The organism is Helicobacter cetorum MIT 00-7128, from assembly GCF_000259255.1.
GTDB lineage: Bacteria > Campylobacterota > Campylobacteria > Campylobacterales > Helicobacteraceae > Helicobacter > Helicobacter cetorum_B.
This window is the reverse complement of record NC_017737.1, coordinates 530,872-557,116: the sequence shown is the minus strand read 5'-3', so window position 1 is coordinate 557,116 and position 26,245 is coordinate 530,872. Positions and strand designations below refer to the sequence as shown.

The window sequence follows — 26,245 nt, the reverse complement described above, 5'->3', positions numbered from 1 at the left end:
TTAATCATTGTAACATATCCAATATGAAAAAATTTAAATCAAAGGATAATTAATGTTTGAAAATTATGCAATCAGTTTAGAAGAAGTCAATTTTAATGATTTTGTAGTGGTAGATGTGCGTGAATTAGATGAATTTGAAGAATTGCGTTTGCCAAACTCTACTCTTATCAATGACCCTAAAAAGCTTGCTAACTTTTTAGAAGAACATAAAAATGACAAGGTATTACTACATTGCAAAGCAGGCATGAGAGCGATGAATGCGGCTAAGATGATGCATAATCTTGGTTACAAGCCTTATTATTTAGAAGGCAATGTCTATGATTTTGAAAAATATGGCGCTAGAATGGAATATGGCAAAGCACCTTTAAATGGCAAACCTTGCTAAAATAAGAAAACCTTAAGATGAGAGAGATTGTATGGGTGCATTCTAAAGAAATTGCGCCCTATAAAACTCTCATTCTCAATGAATTTTGCTACCATGCTTTAGAATTAGACCTAAGCCCTTTTGACGCTCTAATCTTTACTTCTAAAAATGCAGTGTTTTCTTTGCTAGAAACTTTAAAAAATAGTCCTAAACTCAAAATTTTGCAAAATATTCCTAGTTATGCTTTGAGCGAACCTAGCGCTAAAATTTTACAAGCTCATGGTTTTAAAGTGGCGTTTGTAGGACAAAAAGCTCATGGAAAAGAGTTTGCCAAAGAAATTATTCCTTTACTAAAGAATAAAAAAGTTTTGTATCTAAGGGCTAAAGAAATTGTCTCTCATTTAGATACCATTCTTTTAGAACATGGTGTGAGTCTCACCCAAGCTATTGTTTATGAAAACAAGCTTAAAACTTTGAGCTTGAGTGAAAAAAACGCTCTAAAACCTAAAGATAATAGCATTCTCATTTTTACAGCCATAAGCCATGTAAAAGCCTTTTTGTATTATTTTGAATTTTTAGAAAATTACACCGCCATAAGTATCGGAAACACAACCGCTCAGTTTTTATTAGAACAAGGTATTAAAAGCCACATTGCAAAAAAGCCTTCCATAGAAGCGTGTTTAGACCTAGCTTTAAGTTTGAAAGTTAAGGAATATTAAGAAAATCTTATTACACTACTCTTATCTATTTTAAAAGGATTATGCATGAATTTGGTCTTTTTATTTGCAGCCCTTGGGGGGGCTATAGGGAGTTCATTAAGGTATTTTGTGGGTAAAATGATGCCTAGCAAGTTTTTAATGTTTGAAAGTTTTCCTTTAGGGACTTTCACGGTGAATCTTGTGGGGTGTTTTGTCATTGGCTTTATGGGGCATTTAGCAGCTAAAAAAGTTTTTGGTGATGAATTTGGGATTTTCTTTGTAACCGGAGTTTTAGGGGGCTTTACAACCTTTTCTTCCTACGGACTTGATACTTTAAAACTCTTGCAAAAATCTCAATACATTGAAGCGATTTCTTATGCCTTAGGCACAAATATTTTAGGGCTAATTTGTGTGGCAATCGGCTGGTTTTTGGCTAAAAACTTTGTAGGCTTAAATTAAGAGCGTTTAAAAAGGCTTGAATGCCTTTTTAAAGCAACCATAAAGCCATTTCATCAGCCATAAAAAAATCGCTCGCTATGAGTTGATTGTTTTTAGTGAAAGCCTTATTTTCTTTTATTAAAAGCCCTACTTTATTCTCATCTAATAAACTAAGCTCAACCCCTAATTCACATCTTAAACCTAAAAACAGCCTTTCTAATCGCTTATCTTCTTTATTCAGTAACTCAACTTGGCGTTTTAGGGGGTCTTTTATATAATTTTCTATGATTTTTTTAGCATAAAATCGTTTGTTATTGATACAGCCCACAGCCCCAGCCCCACACCCTAAATAGTCTTTAGCCCCCCAGTAAGCTAAATTGTGTTTGACCTTATAATTTCTAGCATAATTAGACACTTCGTATTGCTTGAAAGAAAAGCTTTCTAAAGTATCTTTAACTACCCTATCATAATTAATACTTGATGATTTTTTAGCGTTTTTTTCTAAATTCGTGTTTTTTTCAATGCTTAAAGCATAGGCACTCAAATGATTGATAGGAAGTTCATAAGCGCATTTTAATTCTTCTTTTAACGATAATTCGTTGTCTAAGGGAGTGTTATAAATCAAATCAATACTAATATTTTTAATCTTACTTTTTGCAATAATTTCTATGATAGGGGCAATATTTTTGGAGTGTTTGCGTTCTAAAAACAATAATTTATCTTCTCTAAAACTTTGCACCCCTAAACTTATACGATTAACTCCTAAATCTCTTAAACTTTCACACCAAGTTTTAGAAATCAACTCAGGATTAGCCTCAGTGGTTATCTCGCAATCTGTAGTTAAGCTCGCATTTTGATAAACACATTCAAAAATACTCTCAAAAGATTTTACGCTTAAGGTATTAGGCGTGCCACCACCAATAAAAATGCTCTCAATTTTTTCATCTGTTTGCCCTAAAGCATGCTTTAAATCTAGACATAACGCCTTTACATATTCTTCTATTAATTCGTGCTTATTTTCATACGAGTTGAAAGCACAATAACCGCATTTATTATCACAAAAAGGGATATGGATATATAAAATCATATAATATTCTCTCATTTTTACTTCATTTTAAGCAAAACTTAAAATTTGAAATTGTATCATTTTAAAATCATTTTGATAATTTAAGGAGACGAACATGAAAAAGGTTGTTCTAGTTTTTGGTGCTTTAGCACTTGCAAATGTTTTAATGGCAGCAGAGGCAAAAGATCTTGCCAAGGGTTGCATTGGTTGCCATGGTGCTAAATTTGAAAAGAAAGCTATGGGTAAGAGCAAAGTAGTTAATTCAATGACTGAAAAAGAAATTAAAGAAGAACTTATGGCTTTCAAAGAAGGCAAGAAGAAAAGCCCTGTAATGGAAATGCAAGCTAAGAAATTAAGCGCAGAAGACATCAAAGCTTTAGCTAAATATATCCCTACTCTTAAGTAAGGTTTTTGACAATACTCTTTTTTAAGAGTATTGTCTCTCTCATTTTATTTTTTATCCCACTTTTTTGTAGTTTTGCTTTCAAACTAATTCTTTTATCTTTAGACTCTTTAATCTTAAATTTCTTGTTTTTTATAAGCCAAACCTTAAGTTTAGGATTGTATGATTTAGAATAACCTAAAATTAATCAATAAGTTAAGGATAAAAATGAAAAAAATTATTTTAATCTTAAGTATCGTAACACTAACGCAAGCTCTAGCCCAAAGTGCGAAGGATATTATTAAAACCAAAGGTTGCATTAGTTGTCATGGCAAAAAATTTGAAAAACCCGTAGGTGCTAGAAAATTAGTTGTAAACACTCTTAGTGCCAAACAGATTGAGAGTGATTTAATGGATTTTAAAACCGGCAAGAAAAAAAGCGCTTTTATGCAAATGCAAGTCAATAAACTTAGCATTGAAGACATTAAGGCTTTAGCCAAATATATTCCCACTCTAAAATAACTAATTAAACCTTTAATAAGCCATATACAACATGGCTTATTAACCTTTCATCTTTTAATCTATATATGATTATCTCTTTAACTTCATTTTAATGCTTAACAATATTTAAAGCCATGTTTCACTATAATACCCCTTTAATAAAATAGCACACTTCTAAAGGGAGAGACATAACATATGAGCAAAACTTACCGACCCAATGTTGCTGCTGTTATTTTGTCGCCAAACTACCCTTTGGAGTGTGAAATATTTGTTGCAGAGCGCATAGATATTCAAGGCGCTTGGCAATTCCCTCAAGGGGGCATTGATGAGGGCGAGAGTGCTTTGGAGGCATTAAAAAGAGAGCTATTAGAAGAAATTGGCACTAATGAAGTAGAAGTCTTAGCGCAATATCCCAAATGGATTGCTTATGATTTCCCAAGTAATATGGAGCGCAAGCTCTATCCTTTTGATGGGCAAAAGCAACGCTACTTTTTAGTGCGCTTAAAGCATTCAAACCAAATCAATTTAAATGCGCATACGCCAGAATTTAGGGCTTACCAATTTGTAGGTTTTAAAGATTTACTTAAAAAAGTAGCGCCTTTTAAGCGTCAAGTGTATCGCCAAGTGATTTCTTATTTTAAAACAGAGGGGTATTTAGGGTGTTAATCGTTCAAAAATATGGTGGCACAAGCATGGGTAGTGCTGAAAGAATCCATAATGTTGCCAAAAGAGTGTTAGAGAGTGTTGCCTTAAACCATCAAGTTGTGGTAGTGGTCTCTGCTATGAGTGGCGAAACTGACAAGCTTTTAGAATTTTGCAAAAATTTTAGCCATAACCCCAATAAACGAGAAATGGATAGAATTGTAAGCACAGGCGAGATAATCTCAAGCGCTGCTTTATGCATGGCATTAGAAAGATATGGTTCTAAGGCTATTTCATTAAGTGGGGCAGAGGCTGGGATTTTAACCACTTCACATTTTCAAAACGCTCAAATCCAATCTATCAACACCGCACGCTTAAACAAACTTTTAACAGAGGGTTATGTCATTGTAGTAGCAGGCTTTCAAGGCGCTAGTATAGAGCATGAAATCACTACTTTGGGGCGTGGAGGGAGCGATTTGAGTGCGGTCGCACTAGCTGGAGCTTTAAAAGCAGATTTATGCGAAATCTATACTGATGTAGATGGCGTATATACCACCGACCCAAGAATTGAAAAAAAGGCTCAAAAAATCACACAAATTAGTTATGATGAAATGCTTGAGCTTGCCTCTATGGGGGCTAAAGTATTATTAAATCGCTCTGTGGAATTAGCTAAAAAACTCAATGTTAAGCTAGTTACTCGCAGTTCGTTTAATCATAGTGAAGGCACACTCATTGTAGCAGAAAAAGACATTAAGGAAAACAACATGGAAGCACCTGTAGTAAGCGGGATTGCACTAGATAAGAATCAAGCTCGTGTGAGCATGGAGGGCGTAGAAGATAGACCGGGCATTGCGGCTGAAATCTTTAGTGCTTTGGCTGAGTATCGCATTAATGTGGATATGATAGTTCAAACCATTGGTAGAGATGGCAAAACTGATTTAGATTTCACTATCCCTCAAACTCAAATAGAAGATACCAAAGAGGCTTTAGAGCCCTTTTTGACTCAAACTGCCTCTATTGATTATGATGAAAATATTGCTAAAGTTTCAGTTGTAGGTGTGGGCATGAAATCGCACTCTGGCGTAGCAAGCACAGCCTTTAAAGCCCTAGCTAAAGAAAATATCAATATTATGATGATTGCTACAAGTGAAATTAAAATTTCTATGCTTATTGATATTAAATATGCCGAATTAGCTGTTAGAACCTTGCATTCTGTTTATAAACTAGACGCATGAAGAATTTCTATGATTGGATAAATGGCTTTGTAAGAGACCAAGGCGAGATAATTGCTCAAGAAAGCGGGTGGCTAGAATTAGAGCGCTCAAACTATGCAAATTTAATCGCACAAACTATCTCGCATTTGCTTAATGGGGGCTCATTGCTTATTAGCACTGATTCTTCTAGGCATTGGTTTTTAGAATATATCCTTTCTAATCTTAATCCCAAAAATTCAGCTAATCGCCCTTTATTGCCCATAATTGATTTTAATCATTCTTCTTTCTATCCCAATGAAGATGCCAACATGTCCTTAGCCACCATAGAACTTACCTATCAAAACCCTATGTTTTGGCATATTGGTAAAATTGAAACTAAAGAAATGGAAAAATTACTTTTAGAAAAGAACCCAAGCTTTTTGTGGCTTTTTGAAAACCTTAAAGAAGATTGCTTGCTTTTAAATGAGCATGACCCTTTGTTAGATTATAAATTGTTGCAACTTTTCAAGCTTTTTGACAATGCGCTTTTTGCCGTGCTATACAATAAGGTTGTCTTAGAGTGAAAAACTTAAATCGCCTCATTTATACTAATGATATTGAAGAAAGCCTAGAAGAAGAGGCAAGTCTTTTTGAAAATTGCACCAAATTCTACACTGAAATTTATGAAAAGGATAAAAACACTACCATAAAAACTTTCAATAAAGATTTTAGAATTGAGCATGCCAAAGAAGTGATTGCTAAAGCAAGTTTGACACATTCTAAATTAAACGCCTTTTTAATTGGTGCTCCAAGTTATGGCATAGAGGCTCAAAACGCTCTTTTAAAAATCTTAGAAGAACCCCCAAACAATGTCTGTTTCATCATGTTTGCCAAAAGCCCAAACCATGTTTTAACCACTATTAAATCCCGATTAGTAAAAGAAGATAGGCGCCAAAAAATCCCCCTAAAGCCCTTAGATTTAGATTTATCTAGGCTAGATTTAAAGGATATTTATGCGTTTTTAAAAGAATTAGACAAAGAAAATTTTGATTCAAGAGAAAATCAAAGAGAAAAAATTGAAAGCCTACTAGAAAGTGTTAATAGGCATAACATCAAACTAAGCGAGCAGGAATTACAAGCCTTTGATTTAGCTATTAAAGCCAATAGCTCTTATTACAAGCTTAGCTACAATCTCTTGCCCCTACTCTTAAGCCTTTTATACAAGAAAAAACAGCAATGACTTTAAAACGCCTTAATCCTAACGCCTTAAAAACCGCCCTTCACAACATAGGCTCAGAAAAAATCGCTCAAGCTCATATGCTTAAAAAAGGCGTTAGTTTAGTCTTTGAAATCAAAGATTTGCCCCTAAGCGCTACGCTTATTTTAAAACAAGAAGCCTTGAGTGTGGGGGGTGATTTTGCCACGCCAAAAGATTGTATCCTAGCCAAAAAGCCTTTTTATGATGGCATTCTCATTGTTAATGCCAAACAATTAGAACGCCTTATCACCAAGTGTTATTCCCAACCCTTTGGGCTTAAAACTCTAGCACAAGAATTAAAAAATCATCTCAAATCCCCCAAGCCTAACGCCCCACAAATTATGGCAATTTTAAATCTCACGCCTGATAGTTTCTATGAAAAGAGCCGTTTTGATAATAAAAATGCCATTGAAGAAATCTATCAACACCTTGAAAAAGGCATCACTCTCATTGATATAGGTGCAGCAAGCTCAAAACCCGGAAGTGAAATCATTGACCCAAAGATAGAACAGAAGCGTTTGAAAGAAGTCTTATATGAAATCAAATCTCAAAAACTCTATGAACATGCTAAATTTAGTATAGACACCTATCATGCAAGCACAGCCAAAATGGCTTTAGAACACCATTTTTCTGTTCTTAATGATGTGAGCGGTTTTAGTAGCGTTGAAATGCTAGAAGTCGCAAGAGACTACAAGCCAACTTGTGTTTTAATGCATGCCAAAAAAACTCCCAAAGACATGCAAGAAAATGTCTTTTATCACAACTTATTTGATGAAATGGATATTTTCTTTAAAGACAAACTAGAGATTTTAGAAAAATACGCCCTTAAGGATATTATTTTAGATATAGGGTTTGGATTTGCCAAACTAAAAGAGCATAATCTAGCCTTAATCAAGCACTTAAGCCACTTTCTAAAATTTAAAAAGCCCTTGCTAGTTGGGGCAAGCCGTAAAAACACTATCGGTCTTATTACAGGGCGTGAAGTTGAAAAGCGACTTTCTGGCACTTTAGCTTTGCATTTAATGGCATTACAAAATGGAGCGAGCATTTTAAGAGTGCATGATGTTGATGAGCATATAGATTTAATCAAAGTGTTTAATAGCCTAGAAGAAAGTATCTAATGTTAAAAAAGCTAAATATATTTGATTTTTTAAAATGATAGGTTACCCTAAAATTTTCAAAAATCCTTTTAATTAAAGACTTATAAATTTTTAAATCAGGTTTAAAAACTAGCTAATTTTTTAACAAAAACTATAAAAAGTTTTGCTAATTAAATAAGGGTAAATTGCTTTCTATTTTCAAAAACAGAAAGCTTTAAAATTTATAGAACCACATCCATAGAAGAAGTGCTGTTATTGTAGGCATTTTGATAGCGTTGCAAAAAGGCGCTATTGTTATTGTTGGTTGCATTAAAAGATGCTAAAGCCTTTTTTTGCAAGCCATTCAAGGGCTGTTTAGGAGCGTTTTCCACTTCTTTAGAAAATTTTCCATTGTAAAAATCTGTCAAGCTATAGAGTGATTGCGCAGCTAGGCGCTTTTGACTCTCGTCCATTCCAGCCGTAGCTCTTAAAAAGGCGTTATATTCCCTATCACTCATCAATTCTAAAACTAAAAATCCATAAGTCTCACGATTATCAGGGTTGAAAGGAAGATTTTCTATTAAAGCATCTCTTTTTTCTTTTTCTATTGCCTCCACATTTTGTATAGGAGCAACCCCTTGAGTCTCGCTCTCTTTTGAAGGAGTGTTTTTGGGATTTAAAAGCCCATAAAGGTTAGAATCAAATTGATTGATAGAAGAAACTGCCATTTTAATTTCCTACATTTTAATTTATAGGATTAAAAGCAAGAAATGTTCCATAATTAAAATTGGCTATCTTAATTGGCAATAAAACTTAAATTTTTTGCCAATAACTAAAATAGCCTTAATCATTTTAACAATAATAAGAAATTGAGAGATTTTTAAACTAAATATAGAAAAATATTTCATTAATACTTTTCTAAAAGAGTAAGATTAGAACTAATCTCGCAAAGCAAATTAACTGAGTGTTTAACTCAGTTATTCAGTTAAAAATTACTTTTGTTCAGGTTGCCAAATCGTCTTTTCTGAGGGCGTGCTATCAGCCTCATTTTGTAAAATCTCTTGCTTTGTCTCATGACATGCCATAAAGAATAACGCCAAAACCATTGCTAAAAAAGAAATTCTCATAAAAAAAGCTCCTCTCATAGGGTATAGCGTATTATAAAATTAAAAGCGTTAAAAGTAAATTAATTCCCCTTTTAATGTTTCTCTACTAAAACAGCACGCTGTTTTTTGAGCATATCAGCAATTAAAAAGGCTAGTTCTAGGGCTTGAGTAGCGTTTAGTCTTGGGTCGCATTGCGTGTAATAATGGCAATTCAAGCTCTCTTCGGTAATCGCTTGCGAGCCACCGATACATTCTGTAACATTTTCTCCTGTCATTTCCAAATGCACCCCAGATGCTAAACTCCCCTCGCTTTCATGAATTTCAAAAAAGCTTTTTACCTCATCAAGCACACAATCAAAAGCCCTTGTTTTAACCCCCGAACTCGTTTTAATCGTATTGCCATGCATAGGGTCTATGCTCCATAAAATATGGCGTTTTTCTCTCAAAACTTCCCTTAAAAGCTTAGGTAAACGCTCTTTGATTATCTCAGAACCCATACGCACAATCAAATTCAAACGCCCCTTAATATTGTGCGGATTTAAAACATCGCATAATTCTAAAATTTCACTCGCACTCGCATTGGGCCCTATTTTTACCCCTAAAGGATTTTCAACCCCCCTTAAAAACTCTACATGAGCGCCCTTAGGGTTTCTAGTTCTTTCGCCAATCCAAAGCATGTGTGCAGAACAATCATAAAATTTATCACTCAAACTATCCTTACGCACTAAAGGCTCTTCATAATGCAACAATAATGCCTCATGACTTGTGTAAAATTCCACTTCTTTAAGAATGGGTGTGCGCTCTATCTCTACCCCACAAGCTTGCATAAATCCCAAAGCTTGCGTGATTTTATCTGCGATTTGTTGGTATTTTTGGTTGTTATTTTTGACAAAATCCAAATTGAAACGATGCACTTGCTCTAAATTGGCTAACCCACCTTGAGCAAAGGCTCTAATAAGATTTAAGGTCGCTACACTTTGATGATAGGCTTTAAGCATGCGTTCAGCCTTTGGCTCTCTTTCATCTTTTAAAATCCCATTGATAATATCACCCCTATAACTTAGCACTTCTTCATTATCTAACATTTCAGTCGCACTAGAACGAGGCTTAGCAAATTGTCCAGCAATGCGCCCCACTTTAACAATAGGCATAGAGCCAGCAAAAGTAAGAGTAATCGCCATTTGCATCATCACCTTAAACATGTCCCTAATTCTATTAGCACTAAATTGAGAAAACGACTCCGCACAATCGCCCCCTTGCAATAAAAACGCCTTATTGTCAATGGCTTGGGCTAATCTTTCTTGCAAGTTTCTAGCTTCACCAGCAAACACTAAAGGTGGGTAAGAGCGTAATTCTTTTTTAACCCTCTCTAACTCTTCCTTATTTTTATAGATAGGGTGTTGCTCTATAGGGAAATTGCGCCAAGAATCTGGCGACCAAGTTGTTGTGTGTGGCATGCTTAAACCTATTAATGTAATTTTTAAAAACCATTATTATAGCTTGAAAGAGTTTCTATTAAAATGCAAACTTTAGAAAACATGTCTCTTATAAAGGCTTTAAAAACTAACACCAAGCCTAAAAATTAGAAAATCTTTGTGATACAATAAAAAGCGACTCTTAAAAACTATTAAAAGGGCGGTAACACCAAATATGCAAGAAAATACTACTCCAAAAAATTATAAAAAACTCAATGCGTTTGATATTCGTTGGATTGCCTCACTTTTTGGCACAGCCGTTGGGGCTGGAATTTTATTTTTACCTATTAGAGCTGGTGGGCATGGAATATGGGTAATCATAGCAATGTTTGCCATTATCTTTCCTTTAACTTGGCTAGGTCATCGTGCGTTAGCCTATTTTATTGGCTCAAGAAATGGCGAAGATATTACTATGGTAGCTCGCTCACATTTTGGCGCTAAATGGGGTTTTGCTATCACTTTGCTTTATTTCTTTGCGATTTATCCTATTTGTTTGGCTTATGGGGTAGGCATTACCAATGTGTTTGATAACTTTTTTACCAATCAATTACATTTAGAGCCTTTTAATCGTGGCTTACTAGCTTTTGTTCTTGTTTCTTTAATGATGCTTGTAATGACTTTTAATGCCACTATTGTTACACGCATTTGTAACGCTCTAGTCTATCCTTTATGCTTGATTTTACTTCTCTTTTCTGTGTATCTTATGCCTTATTGGCAATTCTCTAATCTCTTTGTTATGCCAAGTTTTAAAGAATTTATCTTAGCTATTTGGCTGACCTTACCGGTGCTTGTGTTTTCGTTCAACCATAGCCCTATTATTTCAACCTTTACTCAAAATGTAGAAAAAGAATATGGTGCTTTCAAAGAGTATAAACTCAATCAAATTGAATTAGGAGCATCTTTTATGCTTTTAGGATTTGTGATGTTTTTTGTGCTTTCTTGCATTATGTGCTTGAGTGCTGATGATTTTATCAAAGCAAAAGAACAAAATATCCCCATTTTGAGCTACTTTGCTAACACTTTAAACAATCCTTTAATCAATTATGCTGGGCCTATCGTGGCTTTTTTAGCGATTTTTTCATCTTTTTTGGGGCATTATTATGGAGCAAAAGAAGGTTTAGAAGGCATTATTACACAAGGCTTAAAAATAAAAAAACCTTCTAAAGCTCTGAGCGTTAGCACCACGATTTTTTTATGGCTCACTATCACACTTGTAGCTTATATCAACCCTAATATCTTAGATTTTATTGAAAATTTAGGCGGGCCTATTATTGCACTCATTCTTTTTGTCATGCCTATGATAGCTTTTTACACCATTCCCGCATTAAAGCGTTTTAGAAACTTAAAAGCAGATATTTTTGTATTTGTCTTAGGGAGCTTGAGTGCTTTAAGTGTGTTTTTAGGACTATTCTAATGGCTAGTTTTTCTATTTTATCCATTTTTAAAATCGGCGTTGGACCTAGCTCTTCACACACCATAGGACCTATGGAGGCTGGAGCTAGATTTTGTGAATTATTAAAAGATGTTTTAGAGCAAGTAGAGCGCATTCAAATCACTTTGCATGGCTCATTGTCTTTAACCGGAAAAGGGCATTTAAGCGATGAGGCAGTCCTAATTGGCTTGCATGGCATTTGTGCCAATAGCTTAGATATAAACACAAAGAAAGCTATTTTGTATAGTGTTTTAGAAAATAAGCTCCTAATGCTTGCTAATAAAAAAGCCATTAATTTTGATTACGATAAGGACTTAATCTTTGATGATAATCGTTTATCTAGGCATGAAAATGCCTTAGTTTTGCAAGCTTTTAACGCCAATAAAGAACTCTTAAAAGAAGAAACTTACTATTCTACCGGTGGGGGCTTTGTCTATACAGAAAGAGAATTAGACCAATCCCTTGAAAAAGACTTGTGTCAAAAAAATATTTATGATTTTAATAGCGCTAAGGAATTGTTAGAATTATGCCAAATGCACCAAAAAAGCATTGCTGAGATTGTGCGTTTAAGAGAAATTGCCTTAGGAAATCACCCCGATGAAGTGATGACTAAAATTTATCAAGTCATGCTTGAATGCTATCATAATGGCGCTAATTCTAAAGAGATTTACTTGCCCGGTCGCTTGCAAGTTACACGCCTAGCCCCAAGCATTAAAATACGCTTAGAAAAACACCCAAAAAATGGGAATGACCCCCTAGCCTTGATTGATTATATTTCACTATATGCTCGTGCAATTGCTGAAGAAAATGCGAGTGGAGGCAAGGTGGTAACTGCCCCTACTAATGGCGCATGTGCGGTTGTGCCAAGCGTGCTTTTATACGCTCAAAATCATTTGTTTGAAAATCTATCACAAACTGCTATCAATGACTTTTTGCTCACTTGCTCTGCTATTGGCTATCTTTATAAGAAAAATGCCTCATTAAGTGGCGCAGAGGCTGGGTGTCAAGCTGAAATTGGCGTGGCAAGCTCTATGGCTGCTGGAGGATTAGCATGCCTATATCAAGCTACAATGCAACAAATCTTAATAGCTAGTGAAATTGCTATGGAACATCATTTAGGGTTAACATGTGATCCTGTAGGAGGCTTAGTGCAAATCCCTTGCATTGAAAGGAATGTCTTAGGGGCGATTAAAGCGATTAGTGCCTCTAAACTTGCCCTAGAAGATGCCTATAAGCCTAAGGTGAGTTTAGATGAAGTCATTGCTACTATGCGAGCTACCGGAAAAGATATGGACGCCAAATATAAAGAGACTTCTCTAGGAGGGTTGGCTAAAACCATTAAATGCTAATAAAATAGCTTTATTGGTATAAAATGCCACCCTTAATACTCAATTAACTTTCTTAAGGCTCTATTTAAACAAAGTGTTGATACTTAAAATAATTTAAATTTTAAGATTGTAAAATAGACCTTAAGTCTAAAAAATAGTTATTAAGAGGAAAACTACACCCCACTTGTTTATCTTATCAAAAAGAACTTTTTTAAAAAATTTAATCACTCAATAAAGAAAATAATCTATCAATACAATGTTTTAACAGGGTTTTCCTAAAAATAAAAGGCTCTATTTTTTTGATTGAGTGTTGATTTTAAAGATATTTGATAAAAATCAATTCTATTTTTTCTACAAGCATTCAAATTAAAAACGCTGTTAAGTTGCTTTTATATTCTTTTTGAATTTCATTTTTTAGATATTTTTATTAACTTAAACTCTTCTATTTTTTAAGGGGGACAGAGGGTTAATAAATGCTATCGCATTATTCACTGATTATAAAAAGCATATTAAGTGCTTTTTAAACGCCCCAAACCCTCTAATAACGCTTTAAATTATTATTGCTTAACTTATATCAAGCCCTTTTTGCTATTTGATTTAAAAACGCTAAAAGCATTTTTATTTTAGTTATCCATACACAATTAGAATAGAGCCAACAACTAAAAACTTTTTAAGACTCTTTTTTAGAGTGCTTTTTTATCAAACGCCTTTAATGCTTTTGAAAATGCTTGCTAACTCAAACCACTCTTATCATTCCCTCTTGCTTTAAAAAACCCTTAACTTTACAAAGCTTACAAAGCTATCGCCCTAAAGGCTTTTATTATTAAAGCTCTTTTATTTTATTATCAGCACTCAATAGGAATAGAGTAAAACATTGATTCAAATTACAGCAAAAACAAATATTTGATTTATTACAAGCATTTTTAGTTATAGATTTTATTATTAATGCTTTATTAAGGTAGCGCTAGACTCTCGTTCAAATCTTGAAAACCCCAAAAGAAGAATCACTTCTCCTTTGAGACTTCTTAGTTATTCAGCTATGTGCCTTTTCTTACAACTTTTTGCGTGGTGCTTACTTATGTTTTTTAGTGTCAGTAGTATGCGAAGTAGTTGTTTTAGGGGTGCTTTCTTTCACACTAGGAGCACTCTTAGTTGTGCTAACATTCTTGCTAATACCCTCTCTCTTAGCGATAGCCTCTTCAGTTTGCTTTCTAGCTTGCTCTTCTTCTTTTTTAAGAACGCTTGCATTAAGCTTTTTCTCTTTCTCTTTTTGACTTATTCTAACCATGCTTACCAAATATTTGATATAGCCATCATACATATCACCAAATTGTTCATGCAATGCGCCAAAGTCAGAACCCTTATAAAGCCAATTAAACAAAGGAAGTGAAAGCTCTGTTCCTAAGTCTTGAAGAATATGCTTGTAAAACTTCTCTCTATCATTAACAACGAAAGACACTTTTCCATCTTTGGTTTCATAATAACAAATACCTTGCTTTACACAACTCTCTAAACTATCTTTAAAGAAAGCTCCAAAAGCCGATAAATCGCCTTTGCTCATTTTGGTTTCAGAATATTTGTTGAAACCTTTAACTCTCTCTTTCTCCAAATTAACCATAGTTTTTAAAACTTTCTTGCGGTCTTTTTTGACATTCCCTGTGGAATTGTCATAAAACATTACATTAGGGTCAATTGTAGTGCTAATTGTAGCATCTGCCCATAGTAAAGAACCCATCATTAAAAAAACTAAAATCCGTGCCATAACATAGACCTCACAAAAAATTGAAATTTAAAAAACATCATAATAAAATAATACTTTTTACAAGTATTCACAAAACAAAATAACTTAGAACTAGCTCAATAAAAAATCCCTTTTAAAAAGGGACTGCTGTCTTGCTAAATTTTACCATAATTCAAATAGTAAACACACAAAAAATATCAAAAAATCTCAAAAATCTTGAGCTAATACTACTTTAAGTCCCACTCTTAAACCAAACGCACCATAAAGATATTTTAATCTTTGTGTTGCTTGGAATCTTCGTGGTGTTTATGATGCGCTTTTTTATGCTGTTGGTATTCTTTCTTTTTGTGGTCATGGAAAGGACCCTCACAAGTGCAACTATGTAAATCTAACTCTCTCTTACGATATTCTTTCATGGTCATTTGCTTTTTCTTATTGGCAATAACCTTAAGAATTTCTTCTTCACGCTTTTTACGCTCATCTTCGCTTAAAGCGCCTAGATTCTTACCAATAGCATCTTTAAACTGCGCTTTATATGCCTTGCGCTCTTCTTCATTCATAGCTTGCAAGCGCTTATGAACCTCTGCACGAAATTGTGGAATCTCTTCTGGAGACACTTTTCCTGCTTGTTCAGCAAGTTGCTTGTTATCCATGCTTTTAAAATCGCTCGCACTCAAAGAAATGCCTAGTAATCCAAATAAAAATACCGACAATACCATCTTATTCATAGAAACACTCCCATTTAAAGTATGATACTAACAAAGTATGATACTAACAAAGTATGATACTAACAAAGTATGATACTAACAAAGTATGATACTAACAAAGTATGATACTAACAAAGTATGATACTAACAAAATTATAGCATTTATGGAGTTAAAAATAGCTTAGAAATTGTTTACTTTTTTACAATTTTTACCATACAAAGGAGTTTTTAATTTTGTGAATTAGGCAAGAGAAATCAAAAACTTTTTATCAATTTTTGATTTTAAATTCGCATTAACTCCCTGTGCTCCTATAAGCTAGAACTCTAATTATTTAAAACAATACACTTAAAATAAAAGCACCCTTTCAAACCTTGCAACCCCCCTCCAAATAAATAAAAGCAATAAAATAAATCAAAATTGAGTTTTTAGAGATAAAAACGACAAAATAGAATATCAATAAAATCTGATAAAAAGATAAAAGCAAAGATTAAACCCCTCAAACAACAAAATATAACACTAATACAAGTAAGCAAAAGAAAAGATATAAAACTATATGGGTAAAAACTAAAGCCAAGCAAATAGGTTAAACCCACTATATTCTTTACTAAAATCTAAAACCTATGCAAACAAAAAACTAGAGTTAATTCAAGGGTTAGCCACAAGGATTTCACTAATAAAACAAAGCTCTGTTTTAACAATATATTGAGACTAACTCTATTCTTATTAAATATTGATATAAAACTATAAAAAACTTAAACGCCCTCTTAAGTTTAAAAATCTCAAAAGCATATCTAGCGTTTTGCTATCTTTAAAAACTATAAGAAAATAAGGATAAAATGAATAATTAACATCTAATTTTAAAAGCACTTAAACACACCTTTAATCAGCAAAAAGCAAGGCATAAGCCTTTAAAAACCCTTTCTTAAGAAAATTTTTACAATCAACAAATCTCAACCATAGAATAAACCTTAAGCTTTCTTAAAAGATAAAAGACCAATGAAAGAACTATAAGAAAAATAAATCATGTTTTTTTGAGAGTATGTTTTAAAATGCTCTTAAAAATCATCGCATTAGAGCTACAATTCTTAAAAACCAACTAAGACATTTTATAAGGATATTTGAAGAAGTGCTGATAGCCTTGATTGTGGTTATGCTCCCCCTAGCACAACCCCTACTTTCATAAAACTTTTGTTTCCACAAACACCTTTTAGCGCTCATAGGGCTAAAAAGTGTCGTTGCTTTTAAAAATGCTTTTTTAAAAGCTTACAATATAGCGCCAATAGAACGCAAAAGGACGATGGAATGTTGCTCTAAAAGGCTCGCCATAAGGGGCAGCATTGGCAACATAATAGTTATTTCTAATGGTTTGAATCTTAAGACCAATCTCAAAGCCTTGATGCTTAGTGCCTAAGCGAATCCCACCATTAACTAAGAATTGGAAGTTTGAAGTAGCAAGTCTTCCGCCATATGTATGAGCCAAATCCTTATAGTAATGATTCATTGGACCCCAAGAAGTTCCGCCAATTGCAATCCCTAAGAAAAAGCCAAAGTGCAAATTCTCACGATTGAAAATCGCAGGGTTGAAAAGAATGTCTGTGCCACCACCATAGCCAAACATATAGTTTTGTGCGCCATGACGAGTGTATTCATAATTAGCCCCATACACATCATACTTATAGTATGAACTCGCAAAGTCAAAAAACGCATAATAGCGGAAACCAAACATAGGGACTTTTTTAAGGAAATGCTTGTATCCTGTCATAAAGCCAAAGCCATTGATAGCGTATTGCTGATTTGTCAAAGCCTTGTTATAAATACTTCCTGTGCTACCCCAACTTACCCCTTTGCCGGGAGTAACGACTGGATCTGTATCACAAGTAGCTTTAGAGCAATTTTGCTCAGTAGTGCTTAACATACCTAATTGATAATCAATCCCTATAAAAGCCGCATTCCTCTCACCCTTGCTAGACTTGCTCTTAGACGACTTAGCAACCGCACTATTTTTTGTAGGCATCTCGGCTGACAATACGCTTGCCATTACTAGAGAGATGACACTCGCTACGAAAGTTTTCTTCATGTATTCCTTCCTTCTACATTGTTCTCTTGTTCTCTGTTTTGAGTCTCAAAGTTGGATTTTACTATAATTTTACTTGGTTTTTGATTAAAAATAGTTTTTACCCACAAAACAAGCAAAAACTTAACTTCTTAAATAAGAAAGATTTTAGCTTAGCTAAATCTCTCTTATATTCAACCCCCTAAATATCTTAGTTCTATAAATGTTCTTTAACACTCTCTAGCACACTTACAAACGCTTGCATATCATTCATAGCCATATCTGCTAAAACCTTGCGATCTAGCTCAACATTAGCTAACTTTAGAGCATGCATAAAGCGTGAATAGCTCGTATTATGCATTCTGCAAGCTGCATTGATTCTTATAACCCACAAACTTCTAAAATCTCTTTTCTTTTGTTTGCGGTCTCTAAAGGCATAGCACATACTTCTTTCAAGTTGTTCTTTCGCCTTTCTAAAATGCTTTCTTCTGCCACTATAAAACCCTCTAGCGAGTTTTAAGACTTTTTTATGGCGTCTTCTGCGCACAACGCCTGTTTTAACTCTCATTTCTTTACCTTTCTTTTAATGTATTTTAGGTGCGTTTTCTTAAAAACGACTTTCCCTTAAAAATTTAAGGGGATTTATGCTTAACAACCAAACTTCTTATGCTTTACAAAGTAAGGACATGACAGAATGCGTGTTGGTATGATGCACATGTTTTGGTGCGTTCAAATTAGCTTTACGCTTAGGGCTTTTTTTAGTCAAAATATGACTTTTAAAAGCACTGCCACGCTTAATCAAGTTCTTTTTAACTTTGAAACGCTTTGAAGCACCACGATTAGTCTTCATTTTAGGCATGATTTTCTCCTTTCATAAGGTTAATGCTATTAAAGGGGGTTTGACTATCCTTTTCGCCCTGAACTTTACTAGCATCTTTGTGGTTTTGCTTTGTTTTAGAATTTTTAGTTTCTTGGTCTTTTTTAGGCACAAACATCCATGATACAAAACGCCCCTCAGTCTTTGGCTCTTTTTCAGGGTTGGCTATATCTTGCATCATCTCACATACCCTATTAAGCACATCAAGTCCTGCCCTAGGGTTTTGGCTCTCCCTACCCTTTAAGACTACTTTGAATTTCACATGCTTATTGGATTCAATAAACTCTCTAGCATGCTTGACTTTATAATTAATATCATTTTGTGCGATTTGAGTAGAAAGCTTAATCTCTTTGATTTCAATTTGCTTTTGCTTTTTCTTAGCCTCTTTAATCTTTTTTTCGCTTTGATAGCGGAATTTATTATAATCCATGACCTTACATACAGGAGGCTTAGCACTCGCTGAAATAAGGACTAAATCTAATCCTAAATTGCGAGCAATGCTTAATGCCTCTTTAGAAGAAATAATGCCATGCACTTCGCCATCATCGCCTACACAACGCACTTCTTTAAAATTAATATCTTCGTTTAACAATACTTCGTTTTTACTCAAAAACTAACCTCTTGCATTTTAGATTCAACCATGTTCAAAAACTCCTTTAAGGGCATTTTATATTGGGTTTGCTTTTCTCTATCTCTAATAGATAGAATTTTTGTCTCTACTTCTTCATTACCTAGAACTAAAATCATAGGGATTTTTTGTTTTTCAGCTAAGCGCACTTTTTTATTCAAGCTGTCGTTTTTATCTAGCACTTCTACAAAAATCTCACGCTTTTTTAACTCTTCTTTAAGCTCTAGGGCAAAATTATAATGCTCTTCACTAATAGGAATAAGAGCAATTTGAGTGGGTGCGACAAAGAATGGGAAATTCCCACCAAAATGCTCGCTTAAAATTGCAATAAACCTTTCAAATGAGCCTAAAATCGCTCTGTGAATCATTACCGGTTGCTCAGCCTCGTTATGCTCGTTAGTGAAAGCAAGTTTAAAGCGTTCAGGCAAATTCATATCCACTTGAATCGTGCCACACTGCCATTTGCGTTTTAAGGCGTCTGTAATTTTAATATCAATCTTAGGCCCATAGAAAGCCCCCCCACCCTCATCAACTTTATAATCAATATGGTGTTCTTTTAGAGCCTCTTTAAGAGCGTTTGTGGCTTTCTCCCATACTTTGTCATCGCCAATGGATTTAGTGGGGCGAGTGGATAACTCCATTTCATAGCTAAAATTAAAGGCGTTCATAATTTTATGTGTAAAATCTAAAATCGCACTCACTTCGCTTTGAATCTGTTCAAATGAGCAAAAAATATGAGCGTCATCTTGGGTGAACTCCCTCACTCTTAAAAGCCCATGCAACACGCCACTTTTTTCGTGCCTATGCACCACGCCGTATTCATAAAACCTTAAAGGCAATTCTCTGTAGCTGTGTAAAGCATTTTGATAAACTTTAATATGCCCCACACAATTCATGGGTTTTATGCCGTATTCTTGCTCATCAATGGTGGTAAAATACATATTTTCTTTGTAATTATCGTAATGCCCACTGATTTTCCACACATCACTTTTTAAAATCTCAGGGCCTCTTACAGGCTCATAGCCTCTTAAAAGTAACGCCTTACTCAACAAATCTTCTATGCGCTTTCTAAGTCTTGCTCCCTTAGGTAGCCATAAGGGTAAGCCCGCCCCTATTTCATCATCAAAACTAAAAAGCCCTAGTTCTGTGCCTAACTTTCTATGGTCTCGTTTTTTAGCCTCTTCAATTTGGAAAAGATAATCTTTTAGGCTCTCTTTAGAAGCAAACGCAATGCCATAAATCCTAATTAGCATTTCATTTTTTTCATCGCCACCTAGATAGGCTCCAGCGAGTTTAGTGAGCTTAAAACTGTGTAAAAAGCGAGTGTTTGGTAAGTGGGGTCCTTTACACAAGTCTTCAAATTCGCCCTGTCTATACACACCAAACTCATTGCCACTAATCCTACTCATTACGGCATGTTTTAATTCATCGCCCTTAAAACGCTCTAGGGCTTGTTCTCTAGTTAAAGTCTCTTTAGTGATAGCTAGTTTAGACTTCGCAAATTCTTTCATTTTAGCTTCAATTTTAGGCAAATCTTCTTCGCTAATTTTTGAAGTGGTCTTAAAATCGTAGTAAAACCCTTCTTCCACCACAGGCCCCACAAAAAACTTTGCATCCGGATAAAGGGCTTTCAAACTTTGAGCGAGCAAGTGCGCACACGAATGCCTAATCACTTCTAAAGCTAAAGGCGAATCATCAAAATATATCGGCTCTGAGTCCCCAAGCGCCTTAATCCCATCGCTTAGTCCTAAGACTTTCGCACTCTCTAAATCTATTATTTGCTTATCTTTATAAACGGCAATCAGTTCCGCACTCATCTAAAAATTCTTTACTCCATTTTTAATTAGCAACTTCTATATCAGCAACTTCCTGAGCCAAAGCCACACTGCACTTGAGCGTCTGGTTTCTCTGCCTCTGGGTCATGCATGGGTTGGAAACAGCTCTGCAAACAAGCGACACAAACAACCAAAAGAAGTCCTAAAATCCATTTGTTGATAAAAAGCACTTCAAACAAGCTCCCAACCCCAAATATATAAAACTAACATTATACAACAAAAAACATAAACTATAAAAACACTTTAACTTTGATATATCTAAAAACCAAAAAATAAGTCTCATGTGCTATCATTACGATTTTAGGGTTTCTAAAAATTTTTAAAACTTGGTTTGAATTAAGGAAGTTTATGCGCTACATCAAATTTTTCAAAGAGCTGAATAATAAAGATGTGAATCTAGTTGGGGGAAAGAATGCTAGTATTGGCGAGATGTTTCAAGAATTAGTGCCTATTGGTATTAAAGTGCCCGATGGCTTTGCAATCACTAGTGAGGCTTATTGGTATCTTTTAGAGCAAGGTGGGGCTAAGCAAAAGATTGTAGAGCTTTTAGAAAATGTTGATGCGACTGAAATTGATGTGCTAAAAGTGCGTTCTAAAAAGATTAGAGAGCTTATTTTTGGCACACCTTTTCCTAGTGATTTAAGAGATGAAATTTTTCAAGCTTATGAGATTTTAAGCAAACAATATAATATGAAAGAGGCTGATGTAGCGGTGCGCTCAAGCGCTACGGCAGAAGATTTGCCCGATGCGTCTTTTGCCGGTCAACAAGACACTTATTTGAATATTAAAGGCAAAACCGAATTAGTGCATTACATTAAATCTTGTATTGCATCACTTTTTACAGATAGAGCGATTAGCTATAGAGCTAGTCGTGGGTTTGACCATTTGAAGGTCGCACTAAGTGTTGGGGTGCAAAAAATGGTGCGCTCTGATAAAGGCAGTGCAGGGGTTATGTTTTCTATTGATACAGAAACAGGCTTTAAAAATGCTGTCTTTATCACTTCAGCTTGGGGATTAGGCGAAAATGTCGTAGGTGGGACGGTAAATCCTGATGAATTTTATGTGTTTAAGCCAACTTTAGAACAAAATAAACGCCCTATCATCAAAAGACAATTAGGTAATAAATTTCAAAAAATGGTTTATGCTCCAAGAGGGAGCGAACACCCTACTAAAAACATTAAAACCACTAAAAAAGAATTACAATCCTTTTCATTAGATGATGAAGATGTGCTAACTTTAGCTAAATACGCTATTGAGATTGAAAAGCATTACACCAAAGAGGCGGGTGCTTATCGCCCTATGGATATAGAATGGGCAAAAGATGGCGATAGTGGAGAAATCTTTATCGTGCAAGCTCGCCCAGAAACCGTTCAAAGTCAAAAGAGCAAAGAAAGCAGTCAAGTTTTTGAAAAATTTAAATTCACAAACTCTAATGAGAAAAAAGAAATTATTTTACAAGGCAGAGCTATTGGTAGCAAGATTGGCTCAGGAAAAGTGCGCATTATTAATAACCTAGAACATATGAATACCTTTAAAGAGGGTGAAATTCTAGTAACCGATAATACCGACCCTGATTGGGAGCCTTGCATGAAAAAAGCAAGTGCGGTTATTACAAATCGTGGGGGGCGCACTTGCCATGCTGCTATTGTGGCTAGAGAAATTGGCGTGCCTACCATTGTTGGGGCTAGTGGGGCTACTGATAGGCTCTATACCGGCATGGAAATCACCGTTTCTTGTGCAGAGGGCGAAGAGGGCTATGTGTATGCAGGAATCCACCCCTATGAAATCAAGCGTGTAGAGCTCTCCAATATGGAAGAGACAAAGACTAAAATTTATGTCAATATTGGAAACCCTGAAAAGGCTTTTGGCTTTGCTCAACTTCCTAATCATGGCGTGGGATTAGCTAGAATGGAAATGATTATCTTAAATCAAATTAAAGCCCACCCCTTAGCTTTAGTGGATTTGCACCATAAAAAGCCAGTAAAAGAAAAAAATGAAATTGAAAACTTAATGGCAGGCTATGCTAACCCTAAGGATTTCTTTGTGAAAAAAATCGCTGAGGGCATTGGCATGATAAGTGCGGCATTTTATCCTAAACCTGTAATCGTTCGCACAAGCGATTTTAAATCTAACGAATACATGCGAATGCTAGCAGGTTCTAGCTATGAACCCCATGAAGAAAACCCCATGCTTGGTTATAGGGGTGCAAGTCGGTATTATTCAGAGCAATATTGCGAGGCGTTTGCTTGGGAGTGCGAGGCATTAGCAATGGTTAGAGAAGAAATGGGATTAACCAACATGAAAGTAATGATTCCTTTCTTACGCACTATTGAAGAGGGCAAAAAAGTTTTAGAAATTCTAAGAAAAAATGGTTTAGAGTCCGGTAAAAATGGGCTAGAAATTTATATCATGTGCGAATTACCCATTAATGTCATTTTGGCTGATGATTTCTTAAGTTTGTTTGATGGTTTCTCTATTGGCTCAAATGATTTGACACAGCTTACTTTAGGCGTGGATAGAGATGGCGAATTAGTCAGCCACATCTTTGATGAAAGAAACCCGGCTATGCTAGAAATGTTTAAAAGAGCGATTGAGGCTTGCAAAAGACACAACAAATATTGTGGGATTTGCGGGCAAGCTCCAAGCGATTACCCTGAAGTGGCGGAGTTTTTAGTCAAAGAAGGCATTACTTCTATTTCTTTGAATCCTGATAGCGTGATTTCTACTTGGAATGCTGTAGCCAAATTAGAAAAAGAACTTAAAAGATAAGTCGTTATAGCACTTTAAAAGCTTTCAAATTGAGGGGGTTTGAAAGCTGAAATTATCCTAATCCTTTTTGAATATTAAAAAATCTTAGTCATATAAATGATACCATATATTAAAATACTTATTTTTAAATATTGTTTTATACTAAAACATTAAATTTTATATAACACTGATTTGCAAAATCAAAAAAGTTTCAATTATTTTTAGATAGAATAAAATTTTGTTTTTAAAATTTCTAAAATATTGTATGAGGAGAATTAATGTTGAATCAATCTAATTTTATGGGGGGGGGGGGTAACTAAGCGCTATTATAGCTTGGCATTACTCATTCCTTGTTTGCTCAAAGCCTTAGAATTTGGTGGCATGGGAAATGTGTCTATGGGATTAGGGGGTGCTGGTGTAGCCTTGCAAGAATCTCAATGGGCGCTGTATTATAACCCAGCTTTGCTGGATATGGACGAAAAGTCTAAATTTGGCTATAGCTTTAATGCGCAAGTAGCGCAAAAAAATGTTTTATCCCTTGCAAACCTTGCTACTAATGGAGAAATTGATAACCTAGAAAATAATATAAGCAATCTAAGAACTTCTAATAATCAAACCATCGCACAAGCTCTGCAAGGTGGCAATTCAAACATCACTATCAATGCTAGTGAAAATTCTCAAGCTAATAATGTGGTGCAAATTGCCAATACAACTAACAATTTCATTCAAAATAATGCGCTTATGCTAAGTTCGCAAAATGGCTTTGTCTTCCAATACAATTATAGAGGGCGTAAGAAAGAATTCGTGGGGTCGTTTGGAATAGGACTATTTGGAAGTGCCTTTGGAGGGGCAAGCGCTATAACAGATAAAGAACATAAAGAACTTATTATTGATGATAATAACACATATTATCAAGCTCAAATCAATGCGCACTCTATCAACCTCTCACAAACTTCGCAAGCCAATTATAACGCACACTCCATGCTTTCGCCTAATGCCAATTTGCAAGGGGCTGTGCGTGCCTTAGCTTTGGTGGAAGTGCCACTAGGTTATGGGCATGCTTTTAATACTAAAATAGGGCGTTTTGGTGTGGGGATTACCTTTAAATATATTTGGAGTTTAAGCTATGGCATAGGGCTAAAAGGTAACGCTAATACCATGCTAAATGAAGTAGGCTCTATGAATGCTTTGAATAACTTTAGTTTCAATAGCATTCCAAAAACTTCACATTTTGGACTAGACTTAGGCGGGGCATATTCTATTAAGGGCTTTACTTTGGGGCTTGTAGGCAAATACCTCAACGCCCCTAAATTCAGCTTAGGAACAAACAATGGATTTTTACGCATTGACCCTCAAGTGCGTTTGGGTTTGGCATATCACTATAAATTTTTAACTCTAGCGTGGGATTTTGACTTAACCAAAAATAATTCCATTGTGCCTTTTAAAAAGAGTCAAATGACTGGTGGGGGGATTATGCTAGATTTTAAGTATATTGATTTTAGGTTTGGAGCTATGGGAAATATGGCAAGAGATAATTTAGATTATGGCATTATCTTAACCGGTGGTATTGGCTTTTATAAAGTATTTGATATATCCATACAATCTAGCTTAAAAACACAGAAATTTGATAATTACGCTATCCCAGAATATGTGGCGTTGCGTATTGGTGGGGGCTATACTTGGTAATCCTAAGTATTGCCCCTAAAAAAGCGCTAATACCTTTTAGCCCTATTAAAAACGATAGACATAATTTACATTCCAAGCTATATATATGCCCCATAATCCATACATGCTTTTTGTATTTGTTTGAGATAATTTAAAACAACTGCTTTTATGATTGCTACAATTTCCTGCATCTCCATAGATAGAAGTGCTTAACTCTAAAGTATGGTGTTTGTCCCCTATTCTCAAACCTAAAGTGCCAAAGCCTTGAAATTGCGTTACGCCCATAATGGTGTGAGGATTTGTAAATAATTGGCTAAACTTCACACTCTCTCCCCCAAGCCCCACACCCAAAAACCAGCCAAGAAAAAATCTTTCTTTTTGGTAAAAATCATTCAAAAAATCTACAAATACACTATAGGTATTCATAGAGATGCCAAGACCGCTTATTCCTATGGACTGATTTGGTTGATTATTGTTCAAATTATAGATAGGATAGTTTTTAGTAAGATTTTGTGCCTTATACGAATATATAAAGCCCGCTCTCACGCCAATATTTGGGTATTTCTTACTGATATGTTGATAGCCTGCCTCTACATTAAAGCCATTTAAAATGGGTTGCATAGATGCACCTACCCTAAAAATTCCCTCCCAACCACTAGCCATACCAGAATATCCTATCCCAACAAAAAAAGCGCTTTTTTCTAGCGTGGTAGTTTGGTGGTTTGGCGTGGCTTGCTGATTGTTTTTAGTCTTTTGGTCTATAAGGACTTTTTCTTGATTTTTTTCATCTTCTTTAGCGCTATCCATAGCTTGTAAGCCATTAAAAGCTAAAATACCTAGTAAAATACGAGCAAGACTAAAATGCTTTATCAATTTATTGCCTATCTTTTTTTGTTGAAAGATAACTTGATTACTATAACTCATCATGTTCCTTTAGTTTAAAACATCAAAACAAAATCTATTATTCTAGTATTTAACACCTTAAAATCTTTTCAAATTGCTTAAATCTCATCTTTGGTGTCAAATCC

General features: G+C 34.9%; 26 protein-coding genes and 1 pseudogene. 14 read left to right on the top strand and 13 right to left on the bottom strand.

Annotated elements, in window-relative coordinates; translation table 11 throughout:
- Positions 1-52 precede the first annotated feature (52 nt).
- Genes HCW_RS02690 through crcB form a run of 3 tightly spaced genes read left to right on the top strand, consistent with a single transcriptional unit; the run spans position 53 to position 1,521 of the window.
- Positions 53-385 carry a rhodanese-like domain-containing protein gene (locus HCW_RS02690; RefSeq protein WP_014660688.1) on the top strand — a complete coding sequence of 111 codons (333 nt, stop codon included), beginning with the start codon at positions 53-55 and terminating at the stop codon, positions 383-385.
- A gap of 17 nt (positions 386-402) precedes the next feature.
- Positions 403-1,083: a uroporphyrinogen-III synthase gene (locus HCW_RS02685; RefSeq protein WP_014660687.1), complete on the top strand. Its 681-nt coding sequence runs from the start codon at positions 403-405 to the stop codon at positions 1,081-1,083.
- 45 nt (positions 1,084-1,128) lie between these two features.
- Complete coding sequence (gene crcB, locus HCW_RS02680) at positions 1,129-1,521, top strand: fluoride efflux transporter CrcB (RefSeq protein ID WP_014660686.1); 393 nt, start codon at positions 1,129-1,131, stop codon at positions 1,519-1,521.
- 28 nt (positions 1,522-1,549) lie between these two features.
- Here crcB and hemW read toward each other — a convergent pair whose 3' ends face one another.
- On the bottom strand, positions 1,550-2,587 hold the full coding sequence (gene hemW, locus HCW_RS02675) for a radical SAM family heme chaperone HemW (RefSeq protein ID WP_014660685.1): 1,038 nt from the start codon (positions 2,585-2,587) through the stop codon (positions 1,550-1,552).
- Between the two features lie 94 nt (positions 2,588-2,681).
- Here hemW and HCW_RS02670 point away from each other — a divergent pair, with 94 nt between their 5' ends.
- From HCW_RS02670 to folP, 7 genes are all read left to right on the top strand, one after another.
- Positions 2,682-2,972 carry a c-type cytochrome gene (locus HCW_RS02670; RefSeq protein WP_014660684.1) on the top strand — a complete coding sequence of 97 codons (291 nt, stop codon included), beginning with the start codon at positions 2,682-2,684 and terminating at the stop codon, positions 2,970-2,972.
- Between the two features lie 204 nt (positions 2,973-3,176).
- A complete protein-coding gene (locus tag HCW_RS02665) occupies positions 3,177-3,470 on the top strand; it encodes a c-type cytochrome (protein ID WP_014660683.1) in 294 nt (97 codons plus the stop codon).
- Positions 3,471-3,644: 174 nt separating this feature from the next.
- Positions 3,645-4,115, top strand: coding sequence for an RNA pyrophosphohydrolase (locus HCW_RS02660; protein WP_014660682.1), 471 nt, complete (start codon positions 3,645-3,647; stop codon positions 4,113-4,115).
- The gene (locus HCW_RS02655; protein WP_014660681.1) at positions 4,109-5,326 is read left to right on the top strand and encodes an aspartate kinase; all 1,218 of its coding nucleotides are present in this window, start codon (positions 4,109-4,111) and stop codon (positions 5,324-5,326) included. The genes HCW_RS02660 and HCW_RS02655 overlap by 7 nt, the downstream gene beginning before the upstream one ends.
- Entirely contained in the window at positions 5,323-5,868 is a 546-nt protein-coding gene (locus HCW_RS02650) for a HobA family DNA replication regulator (RefSeq protein WP_014660680.1), read from the top strand. The genes HCW_RS02655 and HCW_RS02650 overlap by 4 nt, the downstream gene beginning before the upstream one ends.
- Complete coding sequence (locus HCW_RS02645; protein WP_014660679.1) at positions 5,865-6,524, top strand: DNA polymerase III subunit delta'; 660 nt, start codon at positions 5,865-5,867, stop codon at positions 6,522-6,524. The genes HCW_RS02650 and HCW_RS02645 overlap by 4 nt, the downstream gene beginning before the upstream one ends.
- Positions 6,521-7,663 (top strand): dihydropteroate synthase, encoded by a 1,143-nt coding sequence (gene folP / locus HCW_RS02640; protein WP_014660678.1) that lies wholly within the window; start codon positions 6,521-6,523, stop codon positions 7,661-7,663. Before HCW_RS02645 ends, folP begins: the two co-directional genes overlap by 4 nt.
- A gap of 200 nt (positions 7,664-7,863) precedes the next feature.
- Here the strand turns inward: folP and HCW_RS02635 are convergent, their stop codons facing one another.
- The 3 genes from HCW_RS02635 to HCW_RS02630 form a co-directional block, all read right to left on the bottom strand.
- Positions 7,864-8,349 carry a hypothetical protein gene (locus HCW_RS02635; protein ID WP_014660677.1) on the bottom strand — a complete coding sequence of 162 codons (486 nt, stop codon included), beginning with the start codon at positions 8,347-8,349 and terminating at the stop codon, positions 7,864-7,866.
- Positions 8,350-8,613: 264 nt separating this feature from the next.
- A complete protein-coding gene (locus HCW_RS09840) occupies positions 8,614-8,748 on the bottom strand; it encodes a hypothetical protein (RefSeq protein WP_014660676.1) in 135 nt (44 codons plus the stop codon).
- A 71-nt stretch (positions 8,749-8,819) separates the two neighbouring features.
- Positions 8,820-10,184, bottom strand: a complete 1,365-nt coding sequence (locus tag HCW_RS02630) for a class II 3-deoxy-7-phosphoheptulonate synthase (protein WP_014660675.1) — start codon at positions 10,182-10,184, stop codon at positions 8,820-8,822.
- A gap of 193 nt (positions 10,185-10,377) precedes the next feature.
- On the opposite strand from HCW_RS02630, the gene HCW_RS02625 reads away from it, so the two are divergent.
- Positions 10,378-11,616, top strand: coding sequence for an aromatic amino acid transport family protein (locus HCW_RS02625; protein WP_014660674.1), 1,239 nt, complete (start codon positions 10,378-10,380; stop codon positions 11,614-11,616).
- On the top strand, positions 11,616-12,983 hold the full coding sequence (locus HCW_RS02620) for an L-serine ammonia-lyase (RefSeq protein ID WP_014660673.1): 1,368 nt from the start codon (positions 11,616-11,618) through the stop codon (positions 12,981-12,983). Before HCW_RS02625 ends, HCW_RS02620 begins: the two co-directional genes overlap by 1 nt.
- A gap of 1,159 nt (positions 12,984-14,142) precedes the next feature.
- On the opposite strand, the pseudogene HCW_RS02615 reads toward HCW_RS02620, so the two are convergent.
- From HCW_RS02615 to HCW_RS09375, 8 genes and pseudogenes are all read right to left on the bottom strand, one after another.
- Positions 14,143-14,724: pseudogene (locus HCW_RS02615) on the bottom strand (hypothetical protein); the annotation flags it as partial.
- Positions 14,725-14,975: 251 nt separating this feature from the next.
- A complete protein-coding gene (locus HCW_RS02610; RefSeq protein WP_014660671.1) occupies positions 14,976-15,431 on the bottom strand; it encodes a DUF1104 domain-containing protein in 456 nt (151 codons plus the stop codon).
- Between the two features lie 1,235 nt (positions 15,432-16,666).
- Complete coding sequence (locus tag HCW_RS02605; protein WP_014660670.1) at positions 16,667-17,488, bottom strand: outer membrane protein; 822 nt, start codon at positions 17,486-17,488, stop codon at positions 16,667-16,669.
- A gap of 193 nt (positions 17,489-17,681) precedes the next feature.
- Positions 17,682-18,032, bottom strand: coding sequence for a 50S ribosomal protein L20 (gene rplT, locus HCW_RS02600; RefSeq protein ID WP_014660669.1), 351 nt, complete (start codon positions 18,030-18,032; stop codon positions 17,682-17,684).
- A gap of 96 nt (positions 18,033-18,128) precedes the next feature.
- Complete coding sequence (rpmI, locus tag HCW_RS02595) at positions 18,129-18,323, bottom strand: 50S ribosomal protein L35 (protein WP_014660668.1); 195 nt, start codon at positions 18,321-18,323, stop codon at positions 18,129-18,131.
- On the bottom strand, positions 18,316-18,951 hold the full coding sequence (gene infC, locus HCW_RS02590) for a translation initiation factor IF-3 (RefSeq protein ID WP_014660667.1): 636 nt from the start codon (positions 18,949-18,951) through the stop codon (positions 18,316-18,318). The genes rpmI and infC overlap by 8 nt, the downstream gene beginning before the upstream one ends.
- Complete coding sequence (gene thrS / locus HCW_RS02585) at positions 18,948-20,786, bottom strand: threonine--tRNA ligase (protein ID WP_014660666.1); 1,839 nt, start codon at positions 20,784-20,786, stop codon at positions 18,948-18,950. Before thrS ends, infC begins: the two co-directional genes overlap by 4 nt.
- A gap of 41 nt (positions 20,787-20,827) precedes the next feature.
- Positions 20,828-20,983: a hypothetical protein gene (locus tag HCW_RS09375; RefSeq protein WP_014660665.1), complete on the bottom strand. Its 156-nt coding sequence runs from the start codon at positions 20,981-20,983 to the stop codon at positions 20,828-20,830.
- 169 nt (positions 20,984-21,152) lie between these two features.
- On the opposite strand from HCW_RS09375, the gene ppsA reads away from it, so the two are divergent.
- Both ppsA and traF read left to right on the top strand, forming a co-directional pair.
- On the top strand, positions 21,153-23,573 hold the full coding sequence (gene ppsA, locus HCW_RS02580; protein WP_014660664.1) for a pyruvate, water dikinase: 2,421 nt from the start codon (positions 21,153-21,155) through the stop codon (positions 23,571-23,573).
- Positions 23,574-23,885: 312 nt separating this feature from the next.
- Entirely contained in the window at positions 23,886-25,238 is a 1,353-nt protein-coding gene (gene traF / locus HCW_RS02575; protein ID WP_014660663.1) for a conjugal transfer protein TraF, read from the top strand.
- Between the two features lie 45 nt (positions 25,239-25,283).
- Here the strand turns inward: traF and HCW_RS02570 are convergent, their stop codons facing one another.
- Positions 25,284-26,141, bottom strand: a complete 858-nt coding sequence (locus tag HCW_RS02570; protein WP_014660662.1) for an outer membrane beta-barrel protein — start codon at positions 26,139-26,141, stop codon at positions 25,284-25,286.
- Positions 26,142-26,245: the final 104 nt, after the last annotated feature.